The organism is Bacillus cereus group sp. BcHK124 (assembly GCF_027712065.1).
In the GTDB taxonomy this organism is placed as follows: domain Bacteria; phylum Bacillota; class Bacilli; order Bacillales; family Bacillaceae_G; genus Bacillus_A; species Bacillus_A pacificus.
Window position 1 is genome coordinate 219412 of record NZ_JAQFPJ010000007.1, and the last position, 6089, is coordinate 225500.

The following is a 6089-nucleotide window of genomic DNA, read 5'->3' on the forward strand; positions in this document are numbered from 1 at the left end:
TTGTAAGAAATGGCAGTAGTTTTAGTTAAAACTTTTAATTTGAAACCTACAGGTGCAGACATCAATTTCCCTGATGTTCCATCTAATCACTGGGGTTACAATTATGTCAAAATTTTAGCACAAAATAATATTACCGCTGGATTGCCTGATGGTACATTTGGTCCAGAGGTAAAAGTAACTCGTGAGCAATTCGCTGCATTTTTAGCTCGTGTATTAGAACCGAATTTCCGTCCTGCTCTTCCTAAGCCTAAAGGAGAGTTAGAAGTTCATTATATTGATGTAGGACAAGGTGATGCTACTTTTATTAAATCTCCAAGTGGCGAAACAATCCTTATTGATGGTGGTAACAACGGAAAAGGTAAAGTAGTAGCAAATTATTTAAAAGGATTAGGATTCCAAACTATCGATTATATGATTGCCACTCATCCTGATGCCTATAACCTCTTCTCTAAAAAGTGTTGACTATGCCCTTTAGGATGATCTTCAACAACACCATATTCTCGGTAACCATGCTTTTTATAAAACTCTGGCGCTTGAAAACTAAATGAATCTAATAATATTAATCTACAACCTTTTTCCTTCGCAATGTCTTCAATTTTATGTAATAGTTGACTACCATAACCATCATGACGAACTGAATCATCAACCCATAAAAAATCTATATGGAGATGATAAAAATACATCGTTCCTGTTACCCCGCCAAAGATTTTCCCAGCCTCATCTTTCAGAACAAAACTTACTTGTTCCATCGGCTGTTTTGCTTCATCTGTTAAAATAGACATGTTATATTGAATGACCTTATTTTTTATGTATTCTCCTTCAGCGCGAGTACCATTCTCTATATGTTTCATATATTTCTTCCTTTCAACTTAGTAAGTTACCTTTTATTTTTATTTTTATTTTTACTTTTCCTTTTTAAAATACTAATACATACGAATCCACCATAAGTAATAAAGCATGAAAAACCAATTATCCCTGGCACAGAAACATAGCCTACTCTTATATAACTTATAACTGCAAAAGAAGCGATAGATAGTAAAATAGATGGCCAAAATAAAAGAGCTGTTTTTCTTCGTCTCTCTTTCTTCTCAGAAACACGTGTACCAAAAAGTAATACAATACAAATGAGGATCGCTGCAAAATAAATAGTATCTAATGACAAATTGTGATCGTATAGTGCGATACCCACTTCAAGAGCAATAATCGTTACAATTAAAATAATGATTGTTGATGTCTTTAAGTTTCTTTTCAATTACTCACTCCTAGCATACTTTCACTATATTCTTTGTATATGTACTTCAAAGCTACTGCAAAAGCTTCATCTACCTCTTTATTTTCACGTCGATTAGGTAAATCTTTTCCCCCAATAACATAAAGAAACGGGAATTCGTTGAATATTCCTAACGATTGCTTTTTGTAGAATAAATAGCTATTCCAACATGATCAGATTGTATCTCTTTCATTTTTTGAATGACAGTTTCCATTTTTATTCCTCATTTCATATCGTTTTATCACCTTTAATAATTCAATATAGAATGTATAAACCCTTTTTAGTAGATTAAATCGGATATTACAAAAGGAAAAAGGTAGCATGAATTGCTCCTTGCTACCTAAAAGATACATGTTTACGAAAAATCTCTATTCTTCTAAAGGATTTTTAGGACCATTAAGCTCCAATTGATAAAAAGCTAAATCTAGCCATTTATTAAACTTATAACCAGCCTTTTTAATCGTCCCTGCATGAACAAATCCATAGTTTTCATGTAAAGTAATACTTCTCTCATTTTCCGCATCAATTCCAGCAATTAAAGTCATATACTCTCTTTCCCGTGCAATGGCTATCAGTTCTTTCATTAAAGATGTCCCAATTCCTCTATTTCTATATTCCTTATTAACGTATATAGAATGTTCAATTGAATATTTATAGGCGGGCCAAGCTCTAAACGGACCGAATGTTGCAAATCCTACTACTTTATTATCTAGTTCGTATACAAAAATCGGATAACCATCAGCCTTTTTCTGTTCATACCAATCTATTCTATTTTTAAAGGTTACAGGTTTATATGCATATACAGCTGTGGTATTTAGTATGGCATCATTATAAATATCTAAAATGTATGTTACATCTTTTTCCGTTGCGTCCCTTATCATGATTTTCTTCCTTTCAAAATGCTTACTCTGGTAATATAAATTCCCCTTTTTCCTTAGGAAATGGAACAACATCTATAATTGCATCTATATTAATTGCTCCGTAAACATGCGGATATTCTTGGCCGTTAGAAGCAAGTTCATATTTTATTTCTGCTTTCACTAAGGATGGATCAATTGTCAGTAATAAAACATCTTCTTCATGAATGAAATATTTTTCCGCAACGTTTAAAGCTTGTTCTAAAAATGAACAATGAATAAATCCCTCTTCTTTTAGTGAAACTTCATTAATCTCTCCATTTATCTTTGCGATTTCCCAATTTCTCTTTGTTATTACTTTTGTAATCATTATCATGTCTCCTATATATTTATAAAGTGAAACTTTAATCAGCCCTCACCAATCGGGCTTTAATGGGCAGCCCGCGCCCCACCTAACTTCTTTGCTTTCGCTGCATTTTGAGGTGGGGGTCTTACTGCCCATTAAAGCGTGATAAACTAAGAGGCTTTCCTATTCATTACTAGAAAAGCCTCTTGAATTTTTATTTCTTAATTAACGGAGATGCTTCCCCGCTATGGAAAATCCATAAATCATGAAGCGACCTTGTACATCCAACATATAATAACTTTGCATCATGTTTCGTATTTTTATAATGTTCTGCATCGACATCAATGAGTAGAACAGCATCAAATTCTAACCCTTTCGCTAAGTATACAGGTACTACTGAAATACCACCTTCATATTTACTTTGATCTGCTTCAATGAAGTTTACAGCCAATCCTGCATTTGTTAATTTCTCATATATATCGCGGCACTCACCGTCTGTTCTTCCTATTACCGCAATTGTTTTCACATCTTCACTTTGTAGATGTTTTAATGTCTTTACAATTTCAGTAAACTGTTCTTCTGTATGAATTATTTTCACTTCTTCACCACTACGGAAAACTGGCATTGCAAGCCCTACTGGAATCTCTGCATTTTTAATTATTCCGTTCGCAAATTCTATAATTTCTTTTGTAGAGCGATAACTTCTCGTCAGTTCATAATAACCTGTTTCTTGGAATACTTCCTTAAAAGCACTCCAATCTTCAATCCCTTGATAATCATAAATTGCTTGAGATAAATCACCTAATATAGTGAAAGAGTTACCTAGTGTAATTTCTTTTAATACATAAACTTGAAATGGTGAGAAATCTTGCGCTTCATCAATAACGACGTGATGAAATTTCTGCCCGATTTCAATACCTGTTATGCGATGATGTATGTAAATTAAAGCGGGTAAATCTTCTACATACACTTCTTTTTTACGACAACTCTTCTCCGTTTCTTTCACAAGTTCCTCGGGTAATACTTCGAGTATTTCTTTGCTTTTCAATATTGAACTATATATTGAAAGCGAGCTCATTTTCGGCCAAAACTTCAGATAGTTGTTCAATCTCTTTGTCGCTTCTTTTTTTAATAATTTCTTCTCGTTTGTTTCCCCATACTTTTTTAGTTCAATTTCAATCCAGCGCTTCATTCGGCCAACTAAACGTTCTCTTCTTTTCTTTAATGGATAATGTTTATACTCAACTTGCATCCATTTTTTTATATCTTCCACTGGAATAACAGCTTTATCCCATGCCTCAAAATTACTTGTTGGCACTAGTTCTTTTTCAAATTGAACCATTTGCTCTTCAATAAAGGACTTAAATTCTAGCGTACCTTTCAATTTACCAAGCATAATCTTTCTTTCATCACGATTAATAGAAAATGCTTCTTTCAATTTTTCTTCCGTCTGCTTCAGTTTCACCGAATCATCTAACGTACGTAATGCCCAGTCTGGAAATGTTGTTTGACTAATATTCCCGACACCTAATTCAGGAAGTACACTCGAAATATAATCTAAAAACAGACTATTCGGAGCAAAAACAATCATTCTCTCCGCTTCTAATTGCTCACGATATTCATAAATTAAAAAAGCAAGACGATGTAAAGCGATCGTTGTTTTACCGCTTCCTGCAACCCCTTGAATAAGTAGTGGTAAGTTTCTTTCCGCACGAATAATATCATTTTGCTCCGATTGTATCGTCGAAACAATATCTTTTAGTTTATTATCTTTATTCTCACCTAATCGATATAGAAGAAAATCATCGGCATGCGAGACATCTTCATTTCCTTTCACATATGTATCAACAACACGTTCTAATTCTCTTTTTCGAATAGAGATGTTTCGCTTTAAATAAACATCACCTTCTACTAATCCGTCTGGTGATTGATAAAACGCTAATTCATCACCGCCGGTAAATGAATAAAACATACTTGCGACAGGTGCCCGCCAATCAATTACAATTGGTTTCATCGTATCTTTATCTGAAACACCTACTTTACCGATGTAAATCGGCATAACATCTTCCTTACCATCCTCTCGAAAATCTAATCTTCCAAAGTACGGCTCTTGTACACCAATACGTAAATTTTGTCTATTAGACTCCCTCATACTTTCAAGAATTTGTTCTTTAAAATCATCGCCATAATAAACCGGAATGTTTTCGAGCTGTTCTAATTGATCATCCATCGTACGTAATGTATCTTTCATTCTTTGTAACTCTTCTTCAAAAATGTTGTTCATATGATGATTCCCTCCTGTCCGTTCTAAATTTTCAGTCGAAATATAATTGTATTAAAAATCCATTTATAAAGTCAAGGACTTAATTTATTTTTTCTGAAAAAACTTACTTTTCACCTTTCTAATATTGAAATTCAAATGATATTTTTACATTATAAGAATATATAACATCTAAACCATACAACTACACATATAATAAAGTGATTTATACAAAAGCTGCTATTTTCTATTGATTAAAAGGACTTTATACTATCTAACTAAGTTCCCCTTACATACTCTCCAGCTTCTTTTCTAGATATCTATTATTTCATTTATAAAATAACTAAAATCACAAAAACAAAAATAAAAGTAAAGGAGTCTATTCAAAATGACTGCTACCAAAAGAAAACCCCTTAAGTTACATTTACTTATTTTTGTGTTCATTGTATTGGCAAGTGGCTGGATTGGCGTAATTCTAGACTCTTTTCTAACAGATCAGCCTGAAGGAAACTCTTTAGGCATGGGGCTGTGGTTAATATTACCTTTCCTCTCATGTATTTTCCTTAGAGTTATTAGCCGAGATTGGAATGATTTTGGTATAAAACTAAATTTGAAGGCAAACTTTAAATGGTACTTCGTTGCGATACTAATTTACCCGTTCGTTACAGTAATAACGATAAGTTTAGCACTTATTTTTGGAGTAGCAAACATAACTAGTTTTGAAATATATTCGTTATTGTCACTTATATTCATGTCTACTATTGGTAACTTTATTAAAAATATTTTTGAAGAGTTTTCATGGCGCGGTTATTTAACTCCTAAGCTCATTGAACTAAAGTTAAACGATTGGTTTATTTATATTATTTCTGGTTTAGTTTGGGCTCTTTGGCATGCCACTTATTATTTAGTTTTTTTACCAAATGAATATTTCGAATCTATTTCAAGGTTAAATATGCTTTTATCCGGTTGCATACTTATGGTTTCTTGGTCTATTATGTATGTTGAAATATATAGACTTACAAAGTCAGTATGGCCATGCGTTATCATGCATGCAATTGAAGATGCCGTTCCTACTGTTTTAGTTACAATAACAGGGATCATTGCACTTACTAACAGTAGTGATCTTTGGTTAAACCCTATTAGCGGAGTCGTTGCTACTATTATATTTCTTGGAATTGGGATCTTACTAAGATCTATAAGAATTAAAAAAGAACGACAATTAAATACGAAAGACAGTCAATGATTCACACTATAGAAGCAAAAAAGAGTAAGGAATTTATGAACTGCACCCCAATTGTTAGACACAGTCTAACAATTGGAGGTGCAGTTTTTCTATGGCTAAATTTACAGCTGATG

6 protein-coding genes and 2 pseudogenes are annotated in these 6089 nt (G+C 33.0%); 2 read left to right on the forward strand and 6 right to left on the reverse strand.

Translation table 11 applies throughout. The features are described 5' to 3' along the window. Positions 1-6: 6 nt before the first annotated feature. Positions 7-435, forward strand: a pseudogene (locus PDK19_RS14220) (S-layer homology domain-containing protein); the annotation flags it as partial. Here the strand turns inward: PDK19_RS14220 and PDK19_RS14225 are convergent. From PDK19_RS14225 to PDK19_RS14245, 6 genes and pseudogenes are all read right to left on the reverse strand, one after another. Then, entirely contained in the window at positions 435-851 is a 417-nt protein-coding gene (locus PDK19_RS14225; RefSeq protein ID WP_000680402.1) for a GNAT family N-acetyltransferase, read from the reverse strand. The pseudogene PDK19_RS14220 and the gene PDK19_RS14225 overlap by 1 nt on opposite strands. A gap of 26 nt (positions 852-877) precedes the next feature. Then, complete coding sequence (locus PDK19_RS14230) at positions 878-1252, reverse strand: hypothetical protein (RefSeq protein ID WP_270707388.1); 375 nt, start codon at positions 1250-1252, stop codon at positions 878-880. Then, positions 1249-1404, reverse strand: a pseudogene (locus PDK19_RS27425) (serine hydrolase); the annotation flags it as partial. The gene PDK19_RS14230 and the pseudogene PDK19_RS27425, both read right to left, overlap by 4 nt. A gap of 234 nt (positions 1405-1638) precedes the next feature. After that, the gene (locus PDK19_RS14235; RefSeq protein WP_270707390.1) at positions 1639-2151 is read right to left on the reverse strand and encodes a GNAT family N-acetyltransferase; all 513 of its coding nucleotides are present in this window, start codon (positions 2149-2151) and stop codon (positions 1639-1641) included. Positions 2152-2173: 22 nt separating this feature from the next. Continuing rightward, positions 2174-2497 (reverse strand): DUF952 domain-containing protein, encoded by a 324-nt coding sequence (locus PDK19_RS14240; RefSeq protein WP_016717693.1) that lies wholly within the window; start codon positions 2495-2497, stop codon positions 2174-2176. A 190-nt stretch (positions 2498-2687) separates the two neighbouring features. Then, a complete protein-coding gene (locus PDK19_RS14245) occupies positions 2688-4757 on the reverse strand; it encodes a HelD family protein (protein WP_270707391.1) in 2070 nt (689 codons plus the stop codon). Positions 4758-5121: 364 nt separating this feature from the next. Here PDK19_RS14245 and PDK19_RS14250 point away from each other — a divergent pair, with 364 nt between their 5' ends. Next, entirely contained in the window at positions 5122-5976 is an 855-nt protein-coding gene (locus tag PDK19_RS14250) for a CPBP family glutamic-type intramembrane protease (protein ID WP_270707394.1), read from the forward strand. Positions 5977-6089 lie beyond the last annotated feature (113 nt).